Here is a 24,718-nt window from a genome sequence, read left to right on the forward strand (position 1 = left end):
GCTGCTGCTCTGCTTTACTCTGCTCTTTATCTATTCTGACTGCTCTTCTAATCTTATCAATAATCCTACTCTTATTCTTTTGTATCTGTCAACTCAAGGTCAGGCCTCAGCACTACCGCTTTATTTAAGTAAATATGATGCATTTCTTTTTGTGCTTTCCGGGTATCCGCGGTAAGCATAATACGAATGCACTTTTCCAGACTTCCCGGAACCGGGATCTCTCTGGCACACATGACGGGTACGTACTCCCACCCTGCAAACTGTCTGGCTGCTTTAGCTGGAAAAGCAGCATCAATGTCTTCCGTAACAGTAAACCAAACGTGTGCCACCTGTTCAGGGGAAATGTCGTTTTTTTCAATCATCTGTCCGAGAAGTACTTCGGTTTCCTGTGTAATTTCCTCGGCATCATTGCCTTCTACCGTTGTTGCTCCCCTCAGTCCTCTAATCATTCAATCTCCCCCTTTCCAATAAATGACTTCAACAGCCTGTGAACGGTTTCGTCCGGCATCTGCTTTGTAATTGTTTCGCCCGGCTCCGTCACAAGCACAAAGGTCAGCACACCAGCTGACGTCTTTTTGTCTTTTTTCATAGCTTCCATCAGACTCGAAGCTTTCATTTCTTTCGTATCAAGCGGATAGCCCAATGAAAGCAGCCACGTTTTCTCTTTTTCGATGTCCCAGTTCGATAAACCTTCATCGTTGCTGACCTGCATGGCAAAGAGCATACCTGCCGCCACGGCTTCACCGTGAGCCCATTTGCCGTAGCCGGCTGTGCTTTCTATAGCATGGCCGAGCGTATGGCCGAAATTAAGATGCGCACGTACTCCTGTTTCTCTTTCATCAAGAGCAACGATATCGGCTTTGATTTGAATGGAACGTTTAAGCATCGAGACAGCTGACGTTTTTACATCTTCAATGCTTGTTATATGACGCTGCAGCCATTCGAGAAAGGAAGCGTCTTTAATGTAGGCATGTTTCATCATTTCAGCAAAACCGGAGCGCCATTCTTTGTCTGACAGTGTCTGCAGCATCTCTACGTCATAAATGACCGCAGCCGGCTGATGAAACGCACCAACCATATTTTTACCCAGGGGGTGATTGATCCCGGTTTTTCCGCCTACACTGCTGTCATGAGCCAAAAGAGTCGTCGGCATCTGGACAAATGGAATCCCGCGCATATACGTTGCCGCTGCAAAGCCTGCCAGATCTCCTACTACGCCGCCGCCGAGTGCAGCCACTACAGACTTACGGTCCAGGCCGCTTTCAAGCATGGCTGTTAAAATACGCTCATACACCGCAAAGGATTTAGATGCTTCTCCGCTTTCCACCGTAAATGTAAATACTTCTATGCTGCTTTGAAAAGACTGCACAACACCCTCCAAATACAATGGAGCGACAGCACTATCCGAAATAATAAATACTTTTTCCGCGTCTTTTGCTTCAGAGAGGAGTAAATCCCCCGCTCTGCTTCTGATTCCTTCTCCAATATAAACCGGATAAGAGGCAGCAGAAGCATTAACGAAGAGCCGCTCCATTAAAAATCACGCGCCCATTCGTTGTGTTTTTTCATATTTCCCTGAATCGCATCGATACGGTCCGCTCCAAACATTTCCAAAATCGCATTAGCTACTTCAAATGCAATCACATTTTCCATTACAACAGAAGCAGCCGGTACAGCACAGCTGTCCGAGCGTTCAATGCTTGCTTCAAAAGGCTCTTTCGTTTCAATGTCGACGCTGCGTAACGGTTTATACAACGTCGGAATCGGCTTCATTACACCTTGGATGACGATAGGCATTCCAGTCGTCATGCCGCCTTCAAAACCTCCGAGGTTGTTGCGGCTGCGGTAATAGCCGCGGCCTTCTTCCCAAAGAATTTCATCATGCACTTTGCTTCCAGGCATGCGTCCGGCTTCAAAACCTAAGCCTACTTCCACTCCTTTAAACGCATTGATACTCATTACCGCACCGGCAATTTTCGCATCAAGCTTACGGTCGTAGTGCACGTAGCTCCCTACTCCTGCGGGCATACCGGTAATAACGGTCTGAACGATGCCTCCGATGGAATCCCCGTCTTTTTTAGCGTCATCTATCGCCTGCATCATTTCCTTTTCGGCGTTTTTATCTAAACATCTCACTGGAGACGCTTCTGTACGCTCCTTTAGATCATGGATATCTGTATAGTCACGATCTTTGGACTCAATTCCGCCGATTTCCAGCACCTGCCCGCCTACTTCGATACCTAATGTCTTGAGAAGTTTCTTGGCTACCGCTCCAGCGCTTACTCTTGCTGTTGTTTCTCTTGCAGAGGAACGCTCCAGCACATTTCGCATGTCCCGGTGGCCGTATTTAATAGCACCGTTTAAGTCTGCGTGGCCCGGGCGCGGCCTGCTGATGACACGCTTCATTTCCTTTTCCTCTTCTTCGGTAAGCGGGTCTGCTCCCATAATTTTTGTCCAATGTTTAAAATCATCGTTTTCAACGATTAAGGCTAATGGTGCGCCTGTTGTTTTTCCATGTCTTACGCCGCCAGCGATCGCGACGGTATCTTTTTCTATCTGCATGCGCCGTCCTCTTCCGTGGCCGCCCTGTCTCCTTTTTAATTCTGTGTTAATATCTTCCTGAAGCAGTTCCAGCTGTGATGGAACCCCCTCTATAATTGTTGTCTGCTGAGGGCCGTGTGATTCTCCCGCTGTTAAATATCTCATCGTTTATTCTCTCCTATTCCATACGCTCCATGAGCTCTTTAGTGCTTTTATGCATTAAATTGTAACATAATTCTTTTAGTGGTGCTTTATTATACGTATTTTGTGTTTGAAGATTTTATCTATTCTGTCTACAGCAGCTTACTGTTCTTTTTGTATAAAAAAGGCCCCGCTGTTTCAAACCCAAACTGCTGCGGCTGAAAAATCTGTTCGGTGCTTCCGACAAATAGAATGCCCCCGTCTTTCAGCGAGTGATAAAACTTTCTATACAGATCGGCTTTCGCTGATTCGGTAAAATAAATCAGCACGTTTCGGCATGAAATAAAATCAAATTGCCGATCAAATGCATCGCCAAGAAGGTTCAGCTGTTTAAATGTTACTTTGTTCCGCAGATGTACCGGCACTTCGTATCCGCCTTCCGTCTTTTTCAGCAGTCCCGGCCTTGCCATATGTACAGCACTGAGTGTATGGGACGTGTAGACTCCATTTTCAGCGGTAAGCAGGGCATTCGTATCAATATCGGTCGCGAGAATCACGTAATGGCTGCAATAAGGAGCTTCATTTAAAATATGGGAAATCGTATACGGTTCTTCTCCTGTGGAACAGGCAGCCGACCATACTTTAAATGCCGACGAACTGTCGCATAACGAAGGGAAAATCGTCTCTTTAAGCTGCTCCCATCTGGCTGGATTGCGGTAAAACTCCGATACATTTATCGTCATGCGCTCCAGAAATTGATGAAACAGCTCATCTTTTTTCATCAAACCTTCATCAAAAAAAGAAACAAAGTTCGAAAATCCTTTTTTCTCATAAAAAGTCTTCAGCCTACGCTTCATTTGATCTTCTTTATATAAGGACAAATCAATGCCCGTTTTTGTTTTGACTTTTTCCGTAAAAACAATATAATCATCGGTCGCAAGGCCTGATCTCCGTGGTGGAGGGGAAGCACTGGTTTCTCTGCTCTTCATTGGTTTTTTTCATCCTTTTCAACTCATTCGCGGTTTGTTTCGCAATGTCTATCATATCATGAGTAAAAGCTTCCGGAGAAGAGCAGAGCCTGCTTATTCGTAAAAATAAATACCGGCTGCCGCAGAATGAACTGCAGCAGCCGGCATGTAATTATTCATTTATACCCAGGCCGACACTTGTTTTTCGTAGCCGGTCAATTCATTTTCGTTAAAAAATAGATTAATTTCCCGCTCTGCGCTTTCCGTTGAATCCGATCCATGGATCACATTCATACTGATGCGGACACCATAATCTCCTCTAATCGTTCCTGGAGCAGCGTCCTGCGGATTTGTTGCCCCCATGAGCTTTCTGGCAGAGGAAACAACTTCATCTCCTTCAAGCACCATCGCAAAAACCGGCGATGACGTAATAAACCCAACAAGCTCTTCGAAAAATGGTTTACCTTTATGCTCACCGTAATGCTGTTCTGCAAGCTCTCTGGAAATACTCATTAATTTAGCGCCTTTGAGCGTGTATCCTTTTTTTTCAAAACGATGCACAATTTCCCCGATTAAATTTCTTTGTACTCCGTCCGGTTTTATCATAACAAATGTCTGCTCCATACTTGTTCCTCCTTATGTAAATGAAAGCGTTCAACCTTTATGATTATATCAAACCATGTAAGCGTTAGCAATGTTCAATTAAAACAGGAACTTTATCCGTCTGGCGGACAAAGTTCCTGTTTTAATGTTTGCGGCCGCCTATATACGTCGCTACTTCTCTGAGCGATTTAGTCGCCTTAATGTCCGGCAGACTATCCAGGGCACTGTATGCTTTGTTCAAATACTTGCGGCTCAGTTCTTTCGAATACTCAATGCCGCCCGACATTTTAATTGCTTCTATAATCGGAGTAATATCCTGGGAACTTGATGCTTCATCCTCAATTAAATGAACAATTTCCTTTTTGAGAGCCGGGTCTCGGTCCATCGCATAGAGGGCAGGAAGCGTTACATTCCCCTGCCTCAGATCGCCTCCGGCCGGCTTGCCAAGCTGCTTTTCCGTGCCGGTAAAATCAAGAATATCATCAATAATCTGGTATGACATGCCTACATTATATCCATATTGATACAGCCGGATCTGTTCCTGTTTTGATGCCCCCGCGCTGATCGCTCCGAGCTGACAGCTTACTGCAATAAGCAGCGCTGTTTTCCGGCGTATTCTGCGCAGATAGATTCTCATATTCTGCTCCCAGTTGTACTGGTCCCGAATTTGTTCAATTTCCCCCAGACACATTTGAATCATGGCGTGGGAAAGAATGGAATTAATACTGCCATCATTAAAAAAAGTGGTTTTTTCCACTGCTTTTGCGAAAATGTAATCGCCTGTGTACATCGCAACCCGATTATCCCATTTTGCTTTAATCGTCTGTGATCCCCGGCGCAGTTCTGCATTATCTATTACATCGTCATGCACGAGGGAGGCCATGTGGATTAATTCCAGCGAGACGGCGATATGCTTTACGCGTTCTATATCATAATCCCCGTATTTTGCCCCAAGAAGGACGAATACCGGCCTGATACGCTTGCCTCCCGCCTGCAGAAGGTGTAGAGAAGCGTGTTTAAGGGCAGGGTGCTCCGATAGAACGGACTGCTCCAGCTCTTTTTCAATTTTTTTAATATCTGCGTTTAAATACATATACAAATCTGCTAATTTCACCGCGTTTACTTTCACTTTGAAGACTGCACCTCTCTTCCGCTTCCCCATATGTTTAATGCATGTATTGGTTTATCAATAAATCCATACTTATATGCTAACGAATAATAGTAAAGGAGTCCACGTTTTTCGTCTTCTCCGAACACATAATGAATTCCTTTGTAGTAGCTTTCCCAAAAAGCAGGGTCTCCTCCCATACTGCCGGAAACTTCGAGCGACAGCTCTTCGTATTCATCAGCATGAGCCGTGTCACGGCTGCGGGCAAACTCCCGACTCAATAAAGAAAGCAGGCCGGGGCTGGAACGAAGCGCATCATTCTGTACTGCGAATACCGCATACGTCATCGGCAGGCCTGTATGAGTGAACCATTGTTCTCCCAGGTCATAGTAGTAATACTCTGTATGTTCCCGTCGTGCTTTTATGGCATCGTCTCCAATAAGTACACACGCATCATAGGACTCCATCATTTTAGTCAAATCCGGAGAAACCGTTTCGAAGTGAAGCGTCTCGAAGTGGTAAAATTCTTTAAGCAGGATCTGTACGAGATGAACGGATGTGGCACTGGCTGATGTCAGCGCTATATCCGCTCCTTCCAGTTCCAGAATTGGCTTTTTGGAAATCAAAAATATCGAACGAACTTCTCCTTTTGAAGAAACACACAAATCCGGAAGCAGAGAGAGCCTGTCGTAATTTTCTGCATACGCAAAAGATGAGACAGCCGCAATATCAATGGTTCCTTCCGCCAACGACTGATTCAGCGAAGACGGCACTTCATAATAAAATTGAACGCCTCTGCCCCGCAGTTCTTTTCTGTCCAGGTAATGAAAAAAAGGGAGAATGTTCGTGTAGGATATTTCACCGAGATGCAGGCTCATCGCTTTTCCCCCCATCTAGTAAACAAGGTGTGCTCCACGTGAACGCTGTCGAGCACTTTTCCAGCTACGAAGTTGATCAAGTCATCCATGCTGTTAGGCAGGTGGTAGAAGCCGGGCATAGCTGGAACAATATGGGCCCCGGCCCGATCTGCCCGGACGAGGTTTTCCAGGTGAATTCCATTTAACGGTGTTTCTCTCGGAACGATTACCAGTCTGCGTTTTTCTTTAAGAATAACATCCGCTGCGCGTTCAAGCAGGTTTCCTGAATTGCCATTCGCAATTTTAGAGAGCGTCCCCATCGAGCATGGCACAATGATCATCGCTTCTGTTTTATACGATCCGCTCGCAATCGGGGCGGTAAAGTCTCTAAGTCCGTGCACAAGAAGGTCGTTTTTATCATAATCCCCAAATAAACCGTTTAAACACTGCTGCCGGTCGGATGTATCAAGCTCCATTTCCAGCCTGAAAACCTCCCAGCCGGCTTCGCTGATAAGAAGGTGCACCCTGCAGTCAGCTTCCAGCAGCTGTTGAGCGACTCTAATTCCATAAACGGCACCGCTTGCACCGGTGATGGCTACTGTAAATATTCGTTTTGTGTTGTTCATATCAGCAGATCCCCAATAGCAAAAACCAGCATGGTAATACTAATAATTCCATTCATCTGGAAGAAGGCCACGCCGACTTTCGTTAAATCCGTTGGTTTTACCAAGGAGTGTTCGTAGACCATGATCGCGCCTACTATAATAACTCCAATCATAAACAACCACCCGAGCGGAGAAAATATACTGAGAAGCAGCAGTGATGCAAAGCTGATCAAGTGAAAACCTTTTGAAATACGAAGGGCTTTTTCAATACCAAACCGTGCCGGAATGGAATGCAGCTTAACCCTGCGGTCATAATCAGCATCCTGAGTCGCATAGATAACATCAAAACCAGCTGTCCAAAAAGTTACCGTCAAAAAGAGAAACAGCAGTTCCACTGAAAACTGGCCGGTCGCTCCAATCCAGCCGCCAACCGGCGCCATCGCTATTGTGACACCAAGAAATACGTGACAGAGCCACGTAAAGCGTTTCGTATAGGAATAAAAAGTGAGCAGAAATACAAATAACGGAAGCATTAGTACGGTTAACGTATTAAGCGAAAAGGCTGCGATAAACAGCAGCGCAAAAGAGGCCCCGATGAACAGCAGGCTCTGGGGAACGGATACTTCCCCGGCCGGTATGGCCCTGTCTGCCGTACGTGGATTCTTTTTATCGATGTTGGCATCAATAACGCGGTTAAGCGTCATCGCAGCACTTCTGGCTCCGACCATCGCCAGTGTAATAAAGATCCATTCCATAATAGTCGGCCAGGTTCCTTCTACAGTCATACTTCCAAGAATAGCTCCAAGAAAAGCAAACGGCAGAGCGAACACGGTATGTTCAAACTTTATCATTTCCAATATCACTTTAATTTTTTTCATTATAAGCATCCTATCTATTGATCCAATTGTTTATGTGCAAAATGCGCTGCAGCTGCTCCCATTGAAAAAGAATGAACGGTTACGGTTTTAAAACCGGCCTGTTTAAACATAACGGCAAGGGCCATTTTGTTAGGGAAATTCATCGTCGATTCCTGCAGCCAGGAATATTCATCAAAACGTCCCGCCAGGTACTTTCCTAGCCTTGGCATAATATACTTAAAGTAGAGAGAGTATACTTTTTCGACCGACTTTTTTTCCGGTTGGGAGGTCTCAAGGCATACTGCCATTCCTCCCGGCTTCAGCACACGGTACATCTCCCGCATCGTCTGATCGTAATCAGGGACATTGCGCAGGCCGAATCCTATCGTAACAAAATCAAAGCTGCTGGACGCAAACGGCAGGTCCATCGCATTGCCTTCTACCAGCTCTATCGTATCCCAGCCGGATTGCGTGACTTTACGCTGCCCAATTTTTAACATGTTTGCGCTGAAATCAAGGCCTTTGACCTGTCCTTCCGGCCCGGCTGCTTCCGCAAGGCTGAGCGTCCAGTCGGCAGTCCCGCAGCATAAATCCAAAGCGGAAGCTCCTTTGGGAACGTTCATCTGCCGCATCACTTCTTTTCTCCAGGACTTATGCAGGTTAAAACTGATAATCGAGTTCATTGAGTCGTATTTTTCATAAATGGTTTCAAATACGTCATGCACGCGTTCTTCTTTAGACTGCCCCAACATACGCCCTCCTTACTGAATAAATTTATTCTCATACTGTGAGATGGTATTGTTTAAATGCCTGAAAATCAAAGAAGTTTCCGGTACCCGGGCTGCATACCGCTGCAGTTCAAGAAAATAGTTCTCCCGAAGATCCTGCAGCCAGTGAAGCTCTTCAAGCCCAAGAACCGCATCTTCCTGAAGAGAAGCCTCGACGTCGTTCGTCCAATACGCATGAACCGCCGCCATAAAGGCGGATAAAGGCTGCTGCTCCTGAACCTGCAGTTCGTCATTTAAACGCTTAAACATAAAAAATGCGTTCGCAGCTTCCGCCGTTTCTTTCTGCCCGTAATACATGGCGATATTCTGCAGGAAACCCGATTCAATCGTTTCCAGACGTTTCAGAAAATCGGCTTTGCCCGTACTTTCTGCAAGATGAAGCCGCATTTTTTCTTCGTTGATAAGCTGGATAGAAGTACTGAACACTTTTAAAATCGGCGCGTGTATTTGGTGGGCAAGCATCGAATAATAAAGACTCCAGTGATAGTCCCCTGCCAAAATTGTTAACTGGCGCTTTTTTTTCTGCAGCGCAGACTGCACCGGTGCAATCTGCACATGCTCATGTGTTTCAAAAGCTCCGTCTACCATAAGTGCCGCTACGATTTGTTCCTCTTTGTAAAAAGGGTCTAAATCCACATGCTGCATAATATCAAGCAGAAAATAGATCATGCTCTTATTTACGGCTATTTCGCCTGTAATCGTTGACACATATTGATGAGAGGCTTTGGATCGAAAAAGCGCTTCAATCCGTTCGATATCAGCTTCCCTGAATGTTTGATCTGTCATTGCATTGTCCCCCATTGACATGTTTTCGAAAAATGCTGTCGCTTTCATATAAAGCAGGAAAAAGGCGCCTGCTTCGTTATTTTATACATGCAATGCGCCTTTTATTTATGTCTGGGAATCCGTATGAACTTCCCCGTGGCTCGTCTGGACAAGAGCTTTGCCTCTGATTTTAATAGCGGACGTATGCTCTGTAAACTGTGCTACCATCACTTCGCCTTTATCAAGCTTTTCGGAATGATGAAACTTTGTGTCTGTACCTCTGGTTAAACCAATCACATTTACTCCATCTTCCTCTGCTTTTACTACAAAAAAATCCTGCGCTCCGCTCATTTTTAGTTCCCCTGCCTTTTTTGTTTTTACCCTTTGTTTATTAAAGAAAAGACTTCAGCTCTAGCGGCTGCGTCCTTTTGTAAACTTCCTCTTACGGCTGAGGTTACCGTCATCGCTCCTGGTTTTTTCACTCCGCGCATCGCCATGCACATGTGTTCTGCCTCTATGACGACTATCGCTCCATGGGGCTGAAGCGTTTCTACTATTGTATCTGCAATCGTTGATGTAATCCGCTCCTGCAGCTGTGGTTTGCTTGCTACCGACTCTACTGTTCTTGCAAGCTTGCTGAGGCCGGTCACCTTGCCGCCTTTGGGTATGTAGCCTACATGGGCTTTACCAAAAAATGGAACTAAATGGTGTTCACACATAGAATAAAAATCAATATCTTTTACTAAGACGAGTTCTTCATGCTGTTCTCCGAAGACGGTTTTTAAATGATTGGAAGGGTCTTCGTGAATACCTTTGAATACTTCCTGATACATTCTTGCCACTCTTTTCGGCGTATCTTCCAGGCCTTCCCGATTCGGGTCCTCCCCAACTGCTTCTAATATTAATGTAACGGCTTGTTCTATTTTTTTATGATCAAAAGGAGCCACTACTCTTCCCCCTACCCTTATTTTATCTTTGTCTTTGAAAATTTTAGCATACCGCTATTTATAAAGCAAAGCTAGCACTTCAAGGGATTGGCAGGAATCTTGTATCTGATATTTATATTATGTAAACTATCACCGGGCATTACAGCTCGCCCGGCTCTTCTTCACCTGTTAATACAGGTTCACCGTTTTCATCCAGTTCATAAGTACCGGAAAAAGCCGGCACGACCGGATAGTGTTCGACGAGTACGGTTCTTGCATCTTCTCCCTCTTCTATCGAGGCACCATGTACTTCAAGCGCACGGTTAATATCGATGGAATAGTCAACGATCGCTTCGCCGTCTGCGTTGATAAGAAGCGGCAGGCTCGTGTTAAAGTAGGGACTCGCTACCGTCGGCTGCTCATCATATTCCAGTTTTTCAAGGTCTGCTTCAAATATTCCCGGAGCCACAGCTTCTTTAATAGGGGCAAATTCGTTTTCTGCTATGTAGACACCGACTCTTTGTTCAAACTCCCTGATCTCACGGGTCATTCGAAGGTCGATTACTTTCACTTCCGCATCGTCTTCCGGATCTACAATCATGTACTGGTAGCTTCCTCCGCTTTCAAAAGAGTTGGCAGGAGGCTCCTGCATATAGCGCGGCATTAATTCCCTGAAATCAATCACGTACCGTTCATACAATGGGGGATTGTGTTCAGGGGTACGAATAGGTAAAAGGTTGATTTCATCTTCTCTGTACTGGTCTACGGCCTGCTGCACGGCAGCAATCTGGCTTTCATCCGGCCCCTGTCTTTGTTCAGCTCCGCTGTTGGGATAAAAACAGCCACCGAGCAGCAAAAGAGGAATAAATCCCAAAATAACGGCTTTTTTTTGTTTATTCATCTGGTTTTCCCCTTTCTGGTATTATTCTGCCAGAGGCCCTCTAAATACGACAATAAAGACGATAAGCCCCGCGATAACCAAACAGATAAACGAGAACGTCATCACGATAAAACGGAGCACCCCTGTCAGCTTTTCTTTGCCGAGTACTGCGGCAGCCGTAGAAACAAACATTAAAAACAATCCAATAAACGACACCCACATATTTTGAAGCGCTGTCATTTTACATCCTCCTTTTTTCTATAAAGGAAAAGAAGCGGCCTAACTTTCCCGGCCGCCTTCGTTTCTTCCCATAAAAGAGCTTTCTTCTTCATTCTTTTTCACTCGGCCCATCAGCCGGTCCGCCGCCTGCAGAGGCGGTTCTTCTTCAAACAGGACGCTGTACAGAGCCGACGTAATCGGCATTTCGACGTTCTCTGCTGCTGCCAGCTCAAACACCGCTTTTGTCGTACGGACTCCTTCTACGACCATGCCCATCTCATCAAGCACGTCATCCAGCTTCCTGCCCCGGCCGAGAAGACGGCCGGCTCTCCAGTTTCTGCTGTGTTCGCTCGTGCAGGTCACGATTAAATCACCAAGACCGGAAAGACCTATAAAAGTCATCGGATTGGCGCCGAGAGCAACACCCAACCGGGTAATTTCTGCAAGCCCTCTCGTCATCAGCGCCGCTTTCGTATTATCGCCATAGCCGAGGCCGTCAGTCATGCCAATGCCCAGCGCAATAATATTTTTTAACGCGCCTCCGATTTCCACGCCAATCATATCTTCGTTTGTATAAACGCGAAAATAGTTATTCATAAATAAATCCTGGACAGAGGCTGCTGCCTCCAGATTTTTGGATGAAACAGCTACCGTAGTCGGCTGTTTAATGCCTACTTCTTCAGCGTGACTTGGTCCCGATAATACAGCTACAGCTTTATAGGATACCCCTTCAAGCTCTTCTTCCATCATTTCGGAAATCCGCTTAAACGTTCCCGGCTCGATGCCTTTGGACGCATGGACGAGGATGCTGTTTTCATGAAGAAGCGGGCGAAGCTGTTCTATCGTCTCCCTGATAGCTTTTGTCGGCACGGCGCAGATAATATAATCATTATCCGTGTCGGTTGCCGACAAATCACTGTAAGCCTTAATAGTAGAATCGAGCACCACATTAGGCAGGTAGCGTGAATTAATATGTGTCTCATTAATTTCTACAGCCAGTTCATTCCTTCTGCCCCAGAGCTGGACGCTGTGTCCATTATCAGCAAGCACCTGGGCAAGAGCGGTTCCCCAGCTTCCTGCCCCGATAACGGCTGCTTTCACTTTTGACATAGTGATCCTCCTTTATTTCGCTCCCAGTTTGTTTTCCTGTCCCTTAAGAAGCCGGTCTATATTGGAACGATGGGTCCATACGGCAAGCACGGACAAGATGATGCTGAGAAAAATATAGGACACCGGATGGGTGCCGGACCCTGCTGTAATAATTAACAGCAGCGATGTGCCGAGAATAAACAACAGGGATCCAAGCGAGACGTAGCGCGTTATGAGAATGACAACGATAGCAACGATACCAGCGTAAACTGCTGGAAAGAAAAACAGCGTACTGATTACGCCAATCGTTGTTGCCACCCCTTTACCGCCTTTAAATCCAAAATATACCGGCCAGTTATGGCCGAGAATGACAGCCAGTCCGGCTGCCGCTGGTGCAAGCCCTTCAGCACCGGAGGCCAGGAAGGGTACAGCCTCCAGCCCGGCTGCAATCCATACTGCAGCAATCCCTTTTGCTATATCAAGCATCAGGACCAGGACAGCCGGGCCTTTTCCCAGCACCCGAAGGGTATTGGTTGCTCCGGCATTGCCGCTGCCATGCTTTCTAATATCGATTTTTTTAACCCTTTTAGCGATCACATAACTGAAACTGATCGAACCGATCAGGTAGGCTATGATAATTGACAGAATGACTCCCATTCGCTTCTGCTCCCTTACAGTAGACTATTCGTTCTTTTTTCTTGCGTATATCTTAAGCGGTGTGCCTTCAAAATGAAAAGCTTCCCGCAGCTTATTTTCGATATAGCGTCTATAGGAGAAGTGCATAAGTTCCGGTTCGTTTACAAACAACACCACTACCGGTGGAGCAATAGCTACCTGTGTTGCATAATTAATCCGCAGGCGCTTATTATGCTCAGTTGGCGTTGGGTTCATCGCAACGGCATCGGAAATAACGTCGTTTAAGACGTTTGTCGGCACACGAAGGCTGTGGTTTTCTGCTACTGTTTTTACAATTGGAAGCAGATTTTTCATTCTTTTTTTCGTTTTGGCGGATAAAAATACAATGGGGGCATACGACAGAAATTGAAATTCTTCCCGAATCTTCTGCGTGAATTCCTGCATTGTTTTTTCATCCTTTTCCATCGCATCCCATTTGTTAACGACAATAACGATGGCCCGTCCTGCTTCATGGGCATAGCCGGCAATTTTTTTATCCTGTTCTTTTATTCCCTGTTCCCCGTCAATCAGCGTGAGCACAACATCTGCGCGCTCCAGTGCTTTCATCGCACGGAGTACACTGTACTTTTCCGTTGCTTCATATACTTTACCCCGGCGTCTCATACCGGCAGTATCAACGATGACGTATTCCTGGCCGTCTTTTTCAAACGGAGTGTCAATAGCATCCCGTGTAGTTCCTGCGATCTCGCTTACGATGACTCGTTCTTCACCAAGAAGCGCGTTTACAAGGGAGGATTTTCCGACGTTTGGCCGGCCGATCACTGCCATTTGAATGGTATCTTCGTCGTATTCTTTTTCCGATTGGTCCGGAAAGAATTCAAGGGCACGATCAAGCAGGTCACCAAGGCCGATGCCGTGAGACCCGGATACCGGATACACATCCCCGAACCCCAATGAATAAAATTCATACATCTGCGTCTGCATAGCCGGGCTGTCAATTTTATTTACTGCTACTACTACGGGCTTTTTTGAACGAAGCAGAAGGTTTGCTGCTTCCTGGTCAGCCGTCGTGATTCCGTCCCGGCCGTTTACTACAAACAAGACAACATCCGCCTCGTCGATTGCAATTTCAGCCTGGGCTCTCATCTGATCAAGAAACGGCTCGTCTCCGAGATCAATTCCCCCGGTATCTATAACAAAAAATTCTCTGTTCAGCCATTCCGCGTTATTATATAAACGATCACGGGTAATACCCGGCTCATCCTGGACGATAGCCACCCGCTCTCCTATAATCCGGTTAAAAACGGTTGATTTTCCTACGTTCGGTCTTCCTACTATTGCTATTGTTGGCTTTGCCATCTTACTCCCTCATTCCTATCCCTTAACAAAAACTCTGTCATTTATTTGTTCCTCGTTTATTATACTAGATTTTCACCCTCTACATAACCATAGAAAGAGCCGGTTCTATGTTTTTTCATAGAACCGGCCTCCTCCTGCCGTTATTTTGCTCTTGCAGCATAGCTTTTTGTATCAAATCCTCTTTCTTTTAACCAATGTGCTGTTGCTCCTGAAAGAACAAGAGGAGCCCGCTGTAACGACCGAATATCTTCTGCACCGACGGCCGTCATAATATACGTCAGCTGTTCAAGCACCGCATTCAGGTAAGCGGTGCCTCCTTTTGTCCCGTTCTCATGAACTGCTTCTAGTACTTTCCCTGCAATGCCTACTGCAGAAGCACCGAGTGCTATAGCTTTCGCAGCGTCCAATGCATGCCTGATACCGCCGGAACCAATGATGTCCGCCTGTTTATGTACAAATGCAGACTCTGCTACGGCAGCCGCACTGCTGATGCCCCATTGATCAAAAAAAGACCATTTGGCTTCCCGCCTGCTGTTTTCGACTGCAGAAAAGTTGGTGCCTCCGCTTCCGCCCGTATCAATCACTGTAATGCCTGCTTCTTCAAGCGTTTGAAATGCTTCCGCCGACATACCAAATCCTACTTCTTTTACGATAATAGGTATATTCAGGCTTTGACGCACTTCCTGAATACGATCCAGCGCCCCTCTAAAATCCCTGTCTCCTTCAGGCATAACCAGTTCCTGAATAACATTCAGATGAATCTGCAGAGCATCTGCTTCAATCATATTTACAGCCTGCGCGGCCTGCTGAGGCGTCGCCTCGCTGCCCAAATTGGCAAAAATAATACCATCAGGATTTTCATGGCGTACGACCTGGTAAGATGCAGCTTCTGCCGTATCTTTAATTGCTGACATCTGAGACCCTACTGCCATTGCAGTGTTAGTAGCTTTCGCCGCCTGTGCCAGCATCCGGTTAATCGATTCTGTTTTTTCTCCGCCGCCTCCGGTCATCGCATTAATAATAATCGGCGAACTTAAGGAAAGTCCGCCGACATTAGTAGTATAGCTTATATTGCCCACTGAGGAGCCGGGGAGACTGTTGTGTACAAAACGAAGATCATCATAACTCGATGCATCAGCGAACCCTGTCGCTAATGCATGAGTGATGTGGTCCTGTTTACGCTGTGCTCTTGACACGACACATCGAACCCCTTATTTTTTATATTTTTTCAGCTGATCGCCGATCATGTCTCCGAGAGAAAATCCAGAGTGATCGTCTTCCGGTGCATCGTACTCCTGTTGTACTTTCTGATCTGGTTTGTCCGCTTTTTCCAGTTCACGGATGCTTAAGCTGATCCGCTGCTCGGAAGGAGTAATATCCAGTATTTTCACTTTCACAGCCTGGCCTTCTTCGAGCACTTCACCCGGCGTACCAATATGACGATCCGCGATTTGAGAAATGTGAACCAGTCCTTCTACACCTGGTGCCACTTCAACAAATGCTCCGAAAGAAACAAGACGCTTTACCTGACCTTCGATAATATCGCCCGGCTCCATTTGTCCTTCTATCGTGGTCCATGGTCCAGGAAGAGTGTCTTTAATAGAAAGGGAAACCCTCTCGCTGTCAGTATCCACTGCCAGAATTTTCACCTGTACTTCTTCACCCTCTTTAACAATCTCACCTGGAGATTCTACACGGTGATGAGCCATCTGTGAAATGTGAACCAGTCCATCTACTCCGCCTACGTCAACAAAAGCACCAAAGTCAGTCAAACGTTGCACGGTACCTTTCACGGTATCGCCAACCTGAAGCTGTTCGAGCACGTCTTTTTTCTGACGGTTTGCCTGCTCATCCAATACCGCTCTCTGGGATAGGATTAATTTGTTGTCCGCAGAATCAATTTCAATGATCTTTAAAGAAAGGGTGCGTCCTTTGTAATCAGAAAAATCTTCGACAAAGTGTCTTTCCACTAATGAAGCCGGGATAAATCCGCGTACGCCAAGATCAACTACAAGGCCGCCTTTAACTACTTCTGCTACTTCTGCCTCAATAATATCACCGTTTTCAAACTTGGATTCCAGTTCTCCCCATGCTCTATCAGCGAGCGCAGCTTTTCTTGAAATAACCAGTTCATCATCTTCTATCTTTGTAACCTTACACTCAATCTCGTCCCCTTCTTTCAGGACGTCTTCTACTTTTTCCACGTGAAGACCGGACAGCTCACTTATTGGAATAACTGCATCCACCTTGTATCCCACATCAGCAAAGGCCTGCTTTTCTTCAACCTTTGTTACCTTGCCTTTGACGATATCTCCTTCTTTAATATCATTCATTCCAGCTAACTCGTTGTTCATTTCATCGACCATTGTCCATTGCCTCCTTCTACTTTTCCTCGCTACTATATCTATTATAATAAAAAATAGGCCATAAGCAAAAGAAAATACCTATTTCTTTGTTATTTCAATAGAATCTGGGACTCTTTCAGCTCTTTAATACTCTTCATAATTACTTTAGTTGCTGTTTCAGCGTTGGCTTTTTCCTTGCGGAGCTTCGACATGTTAACCGGAGTTCCGTAGGAAATTTTCACTTTTCCAAAAGGCTTGAATTCTCCTGTTATGGCAACCGGTACGACAACAGCTGAGGAGCGGAGCGCGAAAAAGCCTGCTCCTGAGAGTCCCTCTCCTATTGCACCGGTCTTACTTCTAGTACCCTCTGGGAACAAACACAAAACCTTTCCATCTTTAAGTATTTGCAGACCCTGCTTCAAAGCCTGCCTGTCCGCCATTCCTCTTTTTACCGGCATGACCTCCAGCCTGGAGATAATCGGTCCTGCAAAACGGTTCGTTACCAATTCTTCTTTTGCCATAAATACGACATCCCGTTTAATAAACGTCCCTACCAGCGGGGGATCAAAATTGCTTACGTGGTTGGAACAGATTAAGACCGGTCCTTCGGAGGGGAAGTTTTCTTTCCCTTCTATTTCCACTCTGAGGGCAGCCCGGAAAAAAATGCTGCATAATGCTTTTCCGATCGTATATAATCTCATGCTTTAGACGTCCTTTCCTTTACCATTTCCAAAATCTTCTCTACCACTTCATCTATTGATAAATTTGTCGTATCAAGCTCTACTGCATCATCTGCTTTGATCAGCGGAGAGACGGCTCTCGTAGAGTCTTTTAAGTCGCGCTCGGCAATTTCCTGCTGTATCGTCTTCAGCCGGGATACAATTCCTTTAGCTGTATTTTCTTCATGACGCCTGCGTGCTCTTTCTTCTACACTCGCCGTCATAAAAATTTTCACCTCTGCGTCGGGAAGAACGGTCGTGCCAATATCTCTGCCGTCCAGTACAGCGCTGCCGGCTGCCGCCAGCTCCCGCTGTTTTTCCACCATTCGTTCGCGGATAAGCGGATGAGCCGATACTGCCGACACGTTTGCGGTTACTTCCCCCGTGCGGATCGCAGCTGCTGCGTTCTGTTGATTAATATAAATAACATTTTCTCCTTCTTCCTGCTTCCATTCAATTTCAAGATTCTGAAGAAGCGGCAGCAGTTCTTCTTCTTTTTCCGGATCTGCCTGATTTTCTAGGGCGAGGTACGTAAGCGCCCTGTACATGGAACCTGTATCAATATATGTATAGCCAAGCAGGTAGGCTGTTTTCTTTGCTACGGTACTTTTTCCGGCGCCTGCAGGGCCGTCTATTGCAATACTAACTGTCATTTTCAAGCTCCTCTTCTACTCTTTATTCACGTCTATTCTATTGAATTTTAACATACTATCCCCTGCCCTGTTTTAACAGAAACAAGAAAAACGAAAAAGCAGCCTGCTGCTTTTTCGTTTTCATTCGTTTCTCTATTATCTGCCGGAAGACAATACGCTGAAGTATCGTCCTTCCGGATGGGAAAATACCATAGCGGATACCGATGCTTCCGGTTCCATCATGTACTCCTCGGTCAATTCCACACCGATTTTTTCCGGCTGCAACAGGCGGAACAGCTTGGCCTGATCTTCCAGATTCGGGCAGGCCGGATAGCCAAAGGACACACGAATTCCGTGGTATTTCGCAGAAAATCTATCTTCCATTGTAAAGTCTGTAGGGTCGGAAATACCCCACTGGTCGCGCATAATCTGATGCACACGTTCTGCAAAGCCTTCTGCTAATTCAAGCGCTGCTGCCTGAATAAGATGGCTGAATAAATAATCGCCTTCTTCTTTCGCTTTATTGGCTCTCGCACGCACCCCTTCACCGGCTGTAACTGTTAAAAACCCAATGTAGTCCATGACACCCTGTTCTTTGGGTTTCACAAAATCAGCCAGACATAAAAATGGCGGCTTGTTCTGGCGTGGAAACGTAAAACGTTCCAGCTCTTTTGTGCCTTCATTATCTGCATAAACGATGATTGTATTGCCATCTGCCTGTGCCGGGAAGAATTGATACATGCCGTGTGCGCGCAGAATCTGCTCTTTTTTCGCACGCTCCATTAAGTCATCAGCTTTTTCTTTAAGCTCTACCGTCTTTTTATCTTTTTCAGCCAGCAGACGGCTGACTTTTCCCTGTACACCGAGATGACGGCCTAAAAGCATCTGCATATTAACATATGGCTGCAGGTGGCTGATGCTGTAATCTTTCAGCAGATGCGGCTTCAGATCGGGCGGTACGAGCAGAGGCGTAGTAGTAGAAACTTCCGAACGGGCCGGTGCTTCCGCAACAGCCGTAGCCGCTTTTGGTTTTTCCACTGCCTTATTAAGACGTTTCTCCCGTTTTTCCGCCCACTCCACCTGCATCTGTTTCATATCATCGGGACGTGCAAGTCTATTGGCCAGATCAAGGCCATTCATGGCATCTTTTGCATAAAGTACCATGCCGTCGTATTCCGCGCTGATTTTTTCTTCTGTGAACTTCCTTGTCAGCGCCGCTCCGCCTACCATAACCGGGATGGAGATCTGCTGGTTTTTTAAATCCTGGGCAGTCAACACCATCTGCTGGGCTGATTTCACAAGAAGACCGCTTAATCCGATCGCATCCGGATTCTCTTTAGCAACGGCTTCAATCAGTTCATTGGAAGTCACTTTAATACCTAAATTTACAATTTTAAAACCGTTATTGGATAGAATAATATCAACAAGGTTTTTGCCGATATCATGCACATCGCCTTTAACGGTGGCAAGCAGAATTTTCCCTTTACCTGTATCATCGGCCGCTTTTGTTTCCATATACGGCTCAAGATGCGATACTGCTGCTTTCATTGCTTCGGCGCTCTGCAGTACTTCCGCTACAATCAGTTCATTGTTGTTAAACAGCTTGCCTACTTTATCCATACCTACCATCAGCGGGCCGTTAATAATACTTAACGGCTCATCGTATTTGGTCAAGGCTTCATCGAGGTCTTTATAAAGGCCCTCTTTTGTCCCCTCTACGATATATTCAGCCAGTCTGTCTTCCAGCGAAAGATTCTGCTCGACCGTTTTCTTTTCTGCTTTTTTCCCCCGGTAGTGAGCTGTGAAATCAGCAAGAGTCTGGTCTGACGTTTCAAAAAGCAGTTCTTTTGCCATCGTCTTCTCTTTTTCCGGAATGCTCGCAAAACGCTCGAGCTTTTCCGTGTTAACGATAGCATAATCCAGTCCGGCATTTGTGCAGTAATACATAAAGGAGGCATTAAGCACTTCTCTTCCCACAGGCGGCAGGCCGAAGGAAACGTTGCTTATACCGAGTATAGTCAGACAGTCCGGAAGTGCCTTTTTAATTTCTTTAATCCCGTTAATTGTCGCTTCGGCGGAGCCGATGTACTGCGCGTCTCCGGTGCCGACCGGGAAAACGAGCGGATCAAATATAATATCTTTCGGATTCATCCCGTATTGGTTAACGAGAATGTCATGGGAGCGTACGGCTACTTCCACTTTTCTTTCCGTCGTAACGGCCATTCCTACTTCGTCAATCGTCCCTACTACTACAGCGGCTCCAAACTTCTTTAAAATCGGTACAATATCTTCAAAGCGCTCTTCTCCGTCTTCGAGGTTGATGGAGTTAATGATAGCCTTTCCCTGGGAGTACGTAAGTGCTTTTTCAATAACCGCTGCATCCGTGGAATCAATCATAAGCGGCACCTTTACTTTGTTAATAACGTGGCTTAAAAAAACTTCAATATCATCCATTTCTTCCCGGTCCGGGTCAGCCAGACACACATCAATAACGTGGGCGCCTTTTTTCACCTGCGCCCGTGCAATTTCTGAAGCTTCTTCAAATTTGCCTTCGTTGATCAGCCTTTTAAATTTCTTGGAGCCGATAACGTTCGTACGCTCCCCTACGAAAAGCGGACGCATATCTTCTTCGTATACAAGCGGCTCAATGCCGGACACAACATGAGGATGTCCTTGTGAAGGCGTACGCGGTTCAAATTTGGTTAACGCTTCACGCATTACTTTAATGTGCTCGGGCGTCGTGCCGCAGCAGCCGCCGACTACATTCAGCCAGCCTTTCTCAGCAAAGCCTTCCAGCTTTGTCGTCAGGGATTCCGGTGATTCATGGTAATGCCCCTCTTCGTCCGGCAGCCCCGCATTGGGATAACAGTGGACATACGTCGTCGAAAGTTCGGACAGAGAGCGCAGGTGATCTCTCATGAATTCAGGTCCGGTTGCGCAGTTTAACCCGACAACAATCGGGTTCATATGCTCTATTGATATATAAAAGCTTTCCATGGATTGACCGGCAAGCGTCGTGCCCATCGGCTCAATCGTTCCTGAAATCATTAATGGCAGTTCAATACCAAGCTCCTGCTGGGCCTGCTGAATGCCTAAATAGGCCGCTTTCACGTTTCTAACGTCCTGGCTTGTTTCCAGCAGAAATAAATCCACTTCGCCTTTGATCAGTCCGGAAGCCTGCTCCCGGTATGTTTCCGTCAGTTCTTCAAATGTTGTTCCCCCGGTTACAGAAAGGGATTTTGTCGTCGGCCCCATAGCACCGGCCACGTAACGCGGAAAATCTTCTGTCTCTATTTCTTTGACAGCGTCTTTCGCAAGCTTAGCTGCCGCGATATTTAACTCTTCCGCCATATGCTGCAGGTCATAATCTGCAAGAACAATGCTCGTTGCTCCAAACGTGTTCGTTTCAATAATATCCGCGCCTGCTTCCAAGTAATCCCGGTGAATTTTTTCAAGAACATGAGGTGCGGTCACATTTAAATACTCGTTGCAGCCTTCGTATTCTTCTCCACCGAAATCATCTGCGGTTAAATCAGCGTTCTGCAGCATGGTTCCCATTGCTCCATCTAATATGAGAATAGATGTTTTCAGCCTGTCCTGGATTGCTATTTTAGGCATTTGATTCCCTCCACTCTGTTCACTTGCTTTTTTCTTCTGTTCGTACCGCTGCTTTTTCTCTAATGTATTCGGTTAAACGGCACGTAATATCATAACGAAGAAATGGAGTAATTAAATAAATGCCGTTAAAATATTCCATCGCTTCGTCGATAAGCGTTTTCGCTATTGCGATTCCTTCTTCCGCTGCAAGCCCGCGGTTCTCCCCGCATGCGGCCATACTTTGGCGGATCGAATCCGTCAGTTTAATGCCGGGCACTTCATTGTGTAAAAATTCAGCATTCCGGCTGCTGACTAAAGGCATAATGCCAATATATACCGGTACGTCCATATGTTTTGTCGCTTCATATATTTCTTTAAACTGGCCTTCTCCGAAGACCGGCTGGGTCATGAAGTAATCGGCGCCGGCGGTGATTTTCTTTTCAAGCCGCTGTACAGCCCGGTCCACATTCCGAACATTGGGGTTAAATGCTGCACCTACGGTAAACGTTGTATTCTGGCCGAGCGACTTTCCGGAAAAAGATAATCCTTTGTTCATTTCTTTCATTAAATGAATTAAGTCAAAAGAGTTCGCATCATATACGGAGGTAGCTCCGGGAAAATCCCCGACTTTAGTGGGATCACCGGTTACGGCAAGAATATCATGAATACCGAGGGCATTAATTCCCATCAGGTGGGACTGGAGGCCGATAAGGTTTCTATCGCGGCAGGCGACATGAAGCAGTGGCCGGGCCTGGGTCATGCTTTTAACGAGTGCTCCCATTGCCAGATTATCAATCCGGGGACTTGCCAGCGAATTATCCGCCATCGTAACGGCGTCTGCGCCGGACTGATACAAAGTCTGGGCCCCTTCCACGAACTTGGACGTTGCCAGCTTCTTAGGCGGATCCAGCTCCACGATAACCGTAACGGATTGCTTTGCTTTTTCTCTCAGGCTCGGCTCGGTCGACGGAGGTTCTACGACAGAGAATTGTCCCGCTTTCTGGGCAACAGCCTGCGCCGTCCGTGTTTTTGGGGCTGTATTTTTAACAGCTGCAGCTATTTGAGCGATATGCTCCGGCGTTGTACCGCAGCACCCTCCGATAATGCCGATTCCCTGATTTTGAAAATCAAGTGCTTTTTCATAAAAATAGTCCGGATTTGACTGATACACAAAGCGCCCATCATCGATGTCCGGCAGGCTTGCATTAGGATGTACCGCATACAGCGTCTGTTCGTCAAGCGGTGTCATCTCCAGTGACCTCAGGATGTGATACGGTCCCATACGGCAGTTTACTCCGACAGCATCCGCTCCGGCTGCCGTCATTTGTTTAAATGCATCGCCAAGCGGAAGCCCGCTGTGCATAACACCTACTTCACCGAGCGCCACCTGGGCAATTACAGGCAGATCTGTTTTGCTTTTCACAAGCTTAATGACCGCTAAAATTTCCTGGAGGTTATAGAACGTTTCCAGAATAATTCCGTCCGGCTCTGCTTTCAGCAGGGCATCCAGCTGTTCGGAGAAAGCGCTGCTTATCTCTTCGTCGCTTTCCTCAATTTTCTGGAGCCCTTTTATGCCTCCTATTGTAGCAAACACGAAAGCCCTGCCTTCCGCAGCCTCCCTGGCTGTTTCAACGCCAAGTCTGTTTATATCGTCTGTTTTACCTTCCAGCTGATATTTAGCAAGCTTGATGCGGTTTGCTGCATACGTATTGGTCTGAATAATATCAGACCCTGCTTCTACATATTCTTTATGGATGTTTTTAATTAGACCGGGATTTGAGAGATTTAATGCTTCATAGGAGCCGCTGTATCCTTTTTCGTATAGATACGTCCCCATTGCCCCGTCTCCAATTAACATACGTTTTGAATATTCCTCTGCCAAATTCACTGCGAGCCACTCCCCTGGTTCGTGATTTTCTTTTACAGGCGGTCGAGCGCCTGCTCTAAATCTGCGATAATATCTTCTTTATTTTCAATACCTACAGAAAAACGAAGCAGCCGGTTGCAGACGCCGTTGGCAATCCGGACTTCCTCCGGCACATCCGCGTGTGTCTGTGTGGCTGGATACGTCATAAAGCTTTCCACACCGCCGAGGCTTTCTGCAAATGTGACGAGCTCGAGTCCGCGCAGAAGGGCGTCGACCCACTGCTCGTTTTCAATCCGAAAGGAAAGCATGCCGCCTTTTCCGGTATACAATACGTCCGTTACTTTTGGATGTGTTTCCAGGAACTCTGCCACTGCCCGTGCATTTTCAGTATGTTTTTCCATACGCAGGGACAGTGTCTTCATCCCTCTCATCAACAGCCAGGAATCCATGGGCGACAGAATCGTTCCCATGCCGTTATGAAACGCTGTAATCCGGGCGCTGAGCTGTTCATCTTTTGTAACGATCAGGCCGGCAATAATATCATTATGGCCGCCGAGGTATTTAGAGGCACTGTGTATAACGATATCGGCTCCCATATCAAGCGGACGCTGGAGAATTGGTGTGTAAAACGTGTTATCCACAATCAACCAGAGGCCGTGTTTTTTGGCCAGTTTAGACATTTCGGAAATATCTGCTTCCTGCATTAATGGGTTTGTCGGTGTTTCAATAAACAGCGCTTTCGTACGGTCTGTGATTTTTTGTTCAAAGGCTTCTATGTTTCTCGGGTCCCCATAAGCAATCGTAATACCCCAGTTTTTCCATCCTTCTTCAAAAAGCCGGTACGTTCCCCCATATAAATCCTGGGAAGCAAGAATTTCATCATCCTTGTCAAAAATGGCAAACAGCGTTTGGATTGCTGCCATTCCCGAGCTCAATGCGTATCCTTTTGCCCCGTTTTCCAGTCCGGCGATAGCCCGTTCCAAAATGTCCCTTGTAGGATTTCCGGTACGGGAGTAGTCAAACCCTGTCGACTCGCCCAGCCCTTCGTGGCGAAAAGCGGTGGACATATGAATAGGAGCGCTGACGGCTCCTGTTCTTGGATCTTCTTTGTTTCCAATTTGTACTAAATTTGTTTCAATGTGAAATTTCTTATCCATTATTGTCACCCTTTTTTGCAGCTGATTACTATATAGTGGCCGGCATATCCTGATTTATC

Annotated in this window: 25 protein-coding genes; all 25 read right to left on the minus strand. The window is 46.3% G+C overall.

The window, feature by feature from the left end:
- Positions 1–71: 71 nt before the first annotated feature.
- The 25 genes from aroH to AC5W2J_RS06200 all read right to left on the minus strand — a co-directional run bounded on the left by aroH (position 72) and on the right by AC5W2J_RS06200 (position 24,659).
- The gene (gene aroH, locus AC5W2J_RS06080; RefSeq protein WP_496058596.1) at positions 72–449 is read right to left on the minus strand and encodes a chorismate mutase; all 378 of its coding nucleotides are present in this window, start codon (positions 447–449) and stop codon (positions 72–74) included.
- Positions 446–1,534 carry a 3-dehydroquinate synthase gene (gene aroB, locus AC5W2J_RS06085; RefSeq protein WP_496058597.1) on the minus strand — a complete coding sequence of 363 codons (1,089 nt, stop codon included), beginning with the start codon at positions 1,532–1,534 and terminating at the stop codon, positions 446–448. Before aroB ends, aroH begins: the two co-directional genes overlap by 4 nt.
- Entirely contained in the window at positions 1,534–2,706 is a 1,173-nt protein-coding gene (gene aroC / locus AC5W2J_RS06090) for a chorismate synthase (RefSeq protein WP_496058598.1), read from the minus strand. Before aroC ends, aroB begins: the two co-directional genes overlap by 1 nt.
- Positions 2,707–2,834: 128 nt before the next feature.
- Positions 2,835–3,671, minus strand: coding sequence for a CheR family methyltransferase (locus tag AC5W2J_RS06095; RefSeq protein WP_496058599.1), 837 nt, complete (start codon positions 3,669–3,671; stop codon positions 2,835–2,837).
- Positions 3,672–3,830: 159 nt separating this feature from the next.
- The gene (gene ndk, locus AC5W2J_RS06100; RefSeq protein WP_496058600.1) at positions 3,831–4,274 is read right to left on the minus strand and encodes a nucleoside-diphosphate kinase; all 444 of its coding nucleotides are present in this window, start codon (positions 4,272–4,274) and stop codon (positions 3,831–3,833) included.
- Positions 4,275–4,395: 121 nt separating this feature from the next.
- Positions 4,396–5,367, minus strand: a complete 972-nt coding sequence (hepT, locus tag AC5W2J_RS06105; RefSeq protein ID WP_496058601.1) for a heptaprenyl diphosphate synthase component II — start codon at positions 5,365–5,367, stop codon at positions 4,396–4,398.
- A gap of 11 nt (positions 5,368–5,378) precedes the next feature.
- Positions 5,379–6,239: a menaquinone biosynthetic enzyme MqnA/MqnD family protein gene (locus tag AC5W2J_RS06110; RefSeq protein ID WP_496058602.1), complete on the minus strand. Its 861-nt coding sequence runs from the start codon at positions 6,237–6,239 to the stop codon at positions 5,379–5,381.
- On the minus strand, positions 6,236–6,844 hold the full coding sequence (locus AC5W2J_RS06115; RefSeq protein WP_496058603.1) for a UbiX family flavin prenyltransferase: 609 nt from the start codon (positions 6,842–6,844) through the stop codon (positions 6,236–6,238). The genes AC5W2J_RS06110 and AC5W2J_RS06115 overlap by 4 nt, the downstream gene beginning before the upstream one ends.
- Complete coding sequence (locus AC5W2J_RS06120; RefSeq protein WP_496058604.1) at positions 6,841–7,701, minus strand: UbiA-like polyprenyltransferase; 861 nt, start codon at positions 7,699–7,701, stop codon at positions 6,841–6,843. The genes AC5W2J_RS06115 and AC5W2J_RS06120 overlap by 4 nt, the downstream gene beginning before the upstream one ends.
- A gap of 14 nt (positions 7,702–7,715) precedes the next feature.
- Complete coding sequence (locus AC5W2J_RS06125; RefSeq protein ID WP_496058605.1) at positions 7,716–8,429, minus strand: demethylmenaquinone methyltransferase; 714 nt, start codon at positions 8,427–8,429, stop codon at positions 7,716–7,718.
- Between the two features lie 12 nt (positions 8,430–8,441).
- On the minus strand, positions 8,442–9,254 hold the full coding sequence (locus AC5W2J_RS06130) for a heptaprenyl diphosphate synthase component 1 (RefSeq protein WP_496058606.1): 813 nt from the start codon (positions 9,252–9,254) through the stop codon (positions 8,442–8,444).
- Positions 9,255–9,359: 105 nt separating this feature from the next.
- The gene (gene mtrB, locus AC5W2J_RS06135; RefSeq protein WP_496058607.1) at positions 9,360–9,584 is read right to left on the minus strand and encodes a trp RNA-binding attenuation protein MtrB; all 225 of its coding nucleotides are present in this window, start codon (positions 9,582–9,584) and stop codon (positions 9,360–9,362) included.
- A gap of 26 nt (positions 9,585–9,610) precedes the next feature.
- A complete protein-coding gene (gene folE, locus AC5W2J_RS06140) occupies positions 9,611–10,180 on the minus strand; it encodes a GTP cyclohydrolase I FolE (protein WP_496058608.1) in 570 nt (189 codons plus the stop codon).
- Positions 10,181–10,319: 139 nt separating this feature from the next.
- Complete coding sequence (locus tag AC5W2J_RS06145; protein WP_496058609.1) at positions 10,320–11,060, minus strand: YphF family lipoprotein; 741 nt, start codon at positions 11,058–11,060, stop codon at positions 10,320–10,322.
- Between the two features lie 21 nt (positions 11,061–11,081).
- Positions 11,082–11,279, minus strand: coding sequence for a DUF2768 domain-containing protein (locus AC5W2J_RS06150; RefSeq protein WP_252313344.1), 198 nt, complete (start codon positions 11,277–11,279; stop codon positions 11,082–11,084).
- 39 nt (positions 11,280–11,318) lie between these two features.
- Positions 11,319–12,368: an NAD(P)H-dependent glycerol-3-phosphate dehydrogenase gene (locus AC5W2J_RS06155; RefSeq protein WP_496058610.1), complete on the minus strand. Its 1,050-nt coding sequence runs from the start codon at positions 12,366–12,368 to the stop codon at positions 11,319–11,321.
- Positions 12,369–12,380: 12 nt separating this feature from the next.
- Positions 12,381–13,004 (minus strand): glycerol-3-phosphate 1-O-acyltransferase PlsY, encoded by a 624-nt coding sequence (gene plsY, locus AC5W2J_RS06160; protein ID WP_496058611.1) that lies wholly within the window; start codon positions 13,002–13,004, stop codon positions 12,381–12,383.
- A gap of 24 nt (positions 13,005–13,028) precedes the next feature.
- Complete coding sequence (gene der / locus AC5W2J_RS06165; RefSeq protein WP_496058612.1) at positions 13,029–14,342, minus strand: ribosome biogenesis GTPase Der; 1,314 nt, start codon at positions 14,340–14,342, stop codon at positions 13,029–13,031.
- Between the two features lie 140 nt (positions 14,343–14,482).
- On the minus strand, positions 14,483–15,538 hold the full coding sequence (gene fni, locus AC5W2J_RS06170) for a type 2 isopentenyl-diphosphate Delta-isomerase (protein ID WP_496058613.1): 1,056 nt from the start codon (positions 15,536–15,538) through the stop codon (positions 14,483–14,485).
- A 15-nt stretch (positions 15,539–15,553) separates the two neighbouring features.
- Positions 15,554–16,708 (minus strand): 30S ribosomal protein S1, encoded by a 1,155-nt coding sequence (gene rpsA / locus AC5W2J_RS06175; protein WP_496058614.1) that lies wholly within the window; start codon positions 16,706–16,708, stop codon positions 15,554–15,556.
- Between the two features lie 89 nt (positions 16,709–16,797).
- Positions 16,798–17,388 (minus strand): lysophospholipid acyltransferase family protein, encoded by a 591-nt coding sequence (locus tag AC5W2J_RS06180; RefSeq protein WP_496058615.1) that lies wholly within the window; start codon positions 17,386–17,388, stop codon positions 16,798–16,800.
- The gene (gene cmk, locus AC5W2J_RS06185) at positions 17,385–18,065 is read right to left on the minus strand and encodes a (d)CMP kinase (protein ID WP_496058616.1); all 681 of its coding nucleotides are present in this window, start codon (positions 18,063–18,065) and stop codon (positions 17,385–17,387) included. The genes AC5W2J_RS06180 and cmk overlap by 4 nt, the downstream gene beginning before the upstream one ends.
- 129 nt (positions 18,066–18,194) lie before the next feature.
- The gene (gene metH / locus AC5W2J_RS06190; protein ID WP_496058617.1) at positions 18,195–21,656 is read right to left on the minus strand and encodes a methionine synthase; all 3,462 of its coding nucleotides are present in this window, start codon (positions 21,654–21,656) and stop codon (positions 18,195–18,197) included.
- 19 nt (positions 21,657–21,675) lie between these two features.
- The gene (locus AC5W2J_RS06195; RefSeq protein ID WP_496058618.1) at positions 21,676–23,523 is read right to left on the minus strand and encodes a bifunctional homocysteine S-methyltransferase/methylenetetrahydrofolate reductase; all 1,848 of its coding nucleotides are present in this window, start codon (positions 23,521–23,523) and stop codon (positions 21,676–21,678) included.
- Between the two features lie 32 nt (positions 23,524–23,555).
- On the minus strand, positions 23,556–24,659 hold the full coding sequence (locus AC5W2J_RS06200; protein ID WP_496058619.1) for a methionine biosynthesis PLP-dependent protein: 1,104 nt from the start codon (positions 24,657–24,659) through the stop codon (positions 23,556–23,558).
- Between the last annotated feature and the right edge of the window lie 59 nt (positions 24,660–24,718).

The sequence above is a fragment of the Sinobaca sp. SA16-1 genome (genome assembly GCF_059510515.1).

What these genes read in the sequence shown, in the direction of transcription:
- AC5W2J_RS06110 (WP_496058602.1), bottom strand. Translation starts at nt 6,239, where the DNA reads ATGAGCCTGCATCTCGGTGAAATATCCTACACGAACATTCTCCCTTTT.
- mtrB (WP_496058607.1), bottom strand. Translation starts at nt 9,584, where the DNA reads ATGAGCGGAGCGCAGGATTTTTTTGTAGTAAAAGCAGAGGAAGATGGA.
- ndk (WP_496058600.1), bottom strand. Translation starts at nt 4,274, where the DNA reads ATGGAGCAGACATTTGTTATGATAAAACCGGACGGAGTACAAAGAAAT.
- AC5W2J_RS06150 (WP_252313344.1), bottom strand. Translation starts at nt 11,279, where the DNA reads ATGACAGCGCTTCAAAATATGTGGGTGTCGTTTATTGGATTGTTTTTA.
- AC5W2J_RS06115 (WP_496058603.1), bottom strand. Translation starts at nt 6,844, where the DNA reads ATGAACAACACAAAACGAATATTTACAGTAGCCATCACCGGTGCAAGC.
- AC5W2J_RS06200 (WP_496058619.1), bottom strand. Translation starts at nt 24,659, where the DNA reads ATGGATAAGAAATTTCACATTGAAACAAATTTAGTACAAATTGGAAAC.
- rpsA (WP_496058614.1), bottom strand. Translation starts at nt 16,708, where the DNA reads ATGGTCGATGAAATGAACAACGAGTTAGCTGGAATGAATGATATTAAA.
- plsY (WP_496058611.1), bottom strand. Translation starts at nt 13,004, where the DNA reads ATGGGAGTCATTCTGTCAATTATCATAGCCTACCTGATCGGTTCGATC.
- AC5W2J_RS06145 (WP_496058609.1), bottom strand. Translation starts at nt 11,060, where the DNA reads ATGAATAAACAAAAAAAAGCCGTTATTTTGGGATTTATTCCTCTTTTG.
- AC5W2J_RS06095 (WP_496058599.1), bottom strand. Translation starts at nt 3,671, where the DNA reads ATGAAGAGCAGAGAAACCAGTGCTTCCCCTCCACCACGGAGATCAGGC.
- AC5W2J_RS06120 (WP_496058604.1), bottom strand. Translation starts at nt 7,701, where the DNA reads ATGAAAAAAATTAAAGTGATATTGGAAATGATAAAGTTTGAACATACC.
- AC5W2J_RS06130 (WP_496058606.1), bottom strand. Translation starts at nt 9,254, where the DNA reads ATGACAGATCAAACATTCAGGGAAGCTGATATCGAACGGATTGAAGCG.
- aroC (WP_496058598.1), bottom strand. Translation starts at nt 2,706, where the DNA reads ATGAGATATTTAACAGCGGGAGAATCACACGGCCCTCAGCAGACAACA.
- AC5W2J_RS06180 (WP_496058615.1), bottom strand. Translation starts at nt 17,388, where the DNA reads ATGAGATTATATACGATCGGAAAAGCATTATGCAGCATTTTTTTCCGG.
- aroH (WP_496058596.1), bottom strand. Translation starts at nt 449, where the DNA reads ATGATTAGAGGACTGAGGGGAGCAACAACGGTAGAAGGCAATGATGCC.
- der (WP_496058612.1), bottom strand. Translation starts at nt 14,342, where the DNA reads ATGGCAAAGCCAACAATAGCAATAGTAGGAAGACCGAACGTAGGAAAA.
- aroB (WP_496058597.1), bottom strand. Translation starts at nt 1,534, where the DNA reads ATGGAGCGGCTCTTCGTTAATGCTTCTGCTGCCTCTTATCCGGTTTAT.
- metH (WP_496058617.1), bottom strand. Translation starts at nt 21,656, where the DNA reads ATGCCTAAAATAGCAATCCAGGACAGGCTGAAAACATCTATTCTCATA.
- AC5W2J_RS06155 (WP_496058610.1), bottom strand. Translation starts at nt 12,368, where the DNA reads ATGTCAAAAGTGAAAGCAGCCGTTATCGGGGCAGGAAGCTGGGGAACC.